Genomic DNA, 2588 nt, shown 5'->3' on the forward strand with positions numbered 1-2588 from the left:
AGTTCAGCTGTCCACTGGCGCCCGCCGACCCGCGATTAGATGAAACCGCGGGGCCGTGTGCCGCCAATGCCAAAGACTGTCATCCCGGCGAAGGAGCGTGTGAAGAAATCGGCTGCTGCTCTTTGATCCCGCTGGAGTCTATCAAGCGACATCCGGAACTGACCCCCTGGCGACAGCTAAAACTGACCCCTGTTGGTGTTGGGTAGCGGTTCGTCCCCGGAGTCCATAGGGGGGACCCGCGCGGAGCGGAGCGCCATCAGTCGCGCTGGCGGAGCGGAGCGCGGGGGGTACCTGTGGGCCCCTGGGGGTGAACCGCGGGGGTGGGGGTCCGGGGGCGGGGGTTGGTCGAGCGTCATGGGACGAGCTCCTGGTTGAGGGTGGTGGTCTTGAGGAGGCCGGCGCGGCGCTTCTCGCGAAGGCGGTAGCTGTCGCCGCGGATGGTGATGACGTGGCTGTGGTGGAGCAGCCGGTCGAGGATGGCGGTGGCGACCACGGGGTCGCCGAAGACGGTGCCCCAGTCGCCGACCGAGCGGTTGGAGGTGACGAGCAGGCTGCCGCGTTCGTAGCGCCGGGAGACGAGCTGGAAGAAGAGGTGGGCGGCGTTGGGCTCGAAGGGGAGATAGCCGAGCTCGTCGATGATCAGCAGCTTGGGCTTGGCATAGAAGCCCAGGCGCTCGTCCAGGCGCCCCTCGGCATGCGCCTTGGCGAGGGTGGCGACGAGGGCCGGCGCCGACGTGAACAGCACCGAGTAGCCCTCGCGGATGGCCTGGCGGCCGAGGGCGATGGCGAGGTGCGTCTTGCCGACGCCCGGGGGCCCGAGCAGGAGCAGGGCATCGCCGTGGGCGACCCAGCGGCAGGCCGCCAGCTCGCGGATCTGGCCGCGGTCGAGGGAGGGTTGGGCCGAGAAGTCGAAGCCATCGAGATCGCGCAGGGTGGGGAAGTGGGCGATCTTGCTCGCCATCTCGACGCGGCGCTCGTCCTTGCGGGCGACCTCGCGTGTGCACAGGAAGGCCAGGGCCTCGCGCAGGGTGAGGTCGCTGCGGGCGGCCTCGTCCAACAGGCTGTCGAGCTGGTCGCGGATCGCGGTCAGCTTGAGCCGGGTCAGCATCTCGATGAGTGCCTCATGGTCGACCATCACCAGCCTCCCCCGACCAGCTGCTCGTAGTCGCGCAGCGGCCGCAGCAGGTCGGCGACCGGTGGCGCCTCGGGCGACGGCGCCGCAGGCGCCGCCGGCCGGACCGTCGAGACGCCGGCGAAGTGGCCCGGCTCGACCAGCCGCTGGCGCCGGCCCGCAGCCTCCGAATGGACCGCCACCTCCAGCCCGCCGTGGTGGATGCTGACCCGGCCGCCGGCGACCACCGCCCGCACCGTCTCGCCGATCAGCCGCCAGGGCACGCTGTAGGCGTTGGTGTCGACCTCGACGCAGCAGTCCGACCCGACCCGTCGGATCAGATCGCGGATCTGCTGGAACGGCGGCCGGCCGTCGAGCGGCCGCAGGGCGCCGGCCTCCTCGCGCCGGAACCGCTCGATCGGGGGCTCCCCCGTCGTCCCGTGCGCCCGAAGGTCAGCCACCTCGCGCATCCACCAGGCCAGATGGGCCTCGAGCGCAGCCCAGCCGGCGAAGTCATGCCCGGCGATCGCGTTGCGCTTGACATAGCCGACGCCGCGCTCGTCCTTCCCCTTGGTCCGCGCCCGATAGGGGGCGCAGGCCCGCGGCCTGAAGCCCCAGTACCGGGCGAAGGCGCGCAGACGCTCGTTGAAGCGGACCTCGCGGGTCGCAGCGTCGTGGTGGTCGACCAGCGCCCGCGCATTGTCGAACAGCACCTCCTGCGGGATGCCGCCGAAGTGGCCAAAGGCCCCCTCGATGCCGTCGAACCAGGCCGACTGCCGCTCATGCCGGAAGGCCCGCACGTAGCAGCGGCGCGAGTGGCCCAGCGTCGCCACGAAGAGGTGAAGCCGCGCCCCCTCGCCGCCGACCGTCACCCGCAGCTCCCCGAAGTCGACCTGCAGCTGCCGGCCCGGCGGCGTCTCGAACCGCACCGTCGCCCGCGCCTCTGCCCGCAGCCTCTGGCGCAGGTGCGCCACCGCCCGCTCCACCGTCCGCAGGCTCACCCTCACGCCGTGCTCGCGCTCCAGGTCCTGCCGCACCACGTCGGCGTTGCCACGGTGCCGCAGGAACCGCTCCTCCAGCCAGTTCTCAAGGCCACCGAGCAGCCGCACCCGTCGGGGCGTCCGGTACCCCGCCCACCCCTCCTGCTCGACATAGCGCCTCACCGTGTTCCGGCTGCAGCCGAACTCCGCCGCGATCCGCTTCAAACCCCAGCCCAGCGCCCGCAGGCGCAGCATCGCCGTCACCTCGTCCGGCGTCCGCATCTCTTCTCCCCGCTGCCTTTCCAGTCGCGGGGAGCTTGTGCTCGATCCTGCTGTCATCGTGACCCTACGTCGTCGTCAGGGGGTCAGTTTTCCCTGACGCCGGGGGGTCAGTTTTTCATGTCGCCTGACAATCCGGCACTACGGCTTCCTCGCCAACGGTCACCTCGGCGGCCCGCGGCCGGCAGGGTGAAGACGACGTGGAAATACGGCACCGG

General features: G+C 71.2%; 3 protein-coding genes. 1 reads left to right on the plus strand and 2 read right to left on the minus strand.

The window, feature by feature from the left end:
• The coding region (locus VD811_15280; GenBank protein HXV22345.1) for a hypothetical protein at positions 1–206 on the plus strand (206 nt) is incomplete at its 5' end.
• Between the two features lie 146 nt (positions 207–352).
• Here VD811_15280 and istB read toward each other — a convergent pair.
• Both istB and istA read right to left on the minus strand, forming a co-directional pair.
• On the minus strand, positions 353–1135 hold the full coding sequence (gene istB, locus VD811_15285; GenBank protein HXV22346.1) for an IS21-like element helper ATPase IstB: 783 nt from the start codon (positions 1133–1135) through the stop codon (positions 353–355).
• Positions 1135–2430: an IS21 family transposase gene (istA, locus tag VD811_15290; protein ID HXV22347.1), complete on the minus strand. Its 1296-nt coding sequence runs from the start codon at positions 2428–2430 to the stop codon at positions 1135–1137. The genes istB and istA overlap by 1 nt, the downstream gene beginning before the upstream one ends.
• Positions 2431–2588: the final 158 nt, after the last annotated feature.

The sequence above is a fragment of the Desulfuromonadales bacterium genome (genome assembly GCA_035620395.1).
In the GTDB taxonomy this organism is placed as follows: domain Bacteria; phylum Desulfobacterota; class Desulfuromonadia; order Desulfuromonadales; family DASPGW01; genus DASPGW01.

Excerpts from the sequence above, each read along its gene's own strand:
- istB (HXV22346.1), bottom strand. The coding sequence starts at position 1,135 with ATGGTCGACCATGAGGCACTCATCGAGATGCTGACCCGGCTCAAGCTG.
- istA (HXV22347.1), bottom strand. The coding sequence starts at position 2,430 with ATGACAGCAGGATCGAGCACAAGCTCCCCGCGACTGGAAAGGCAGCGG.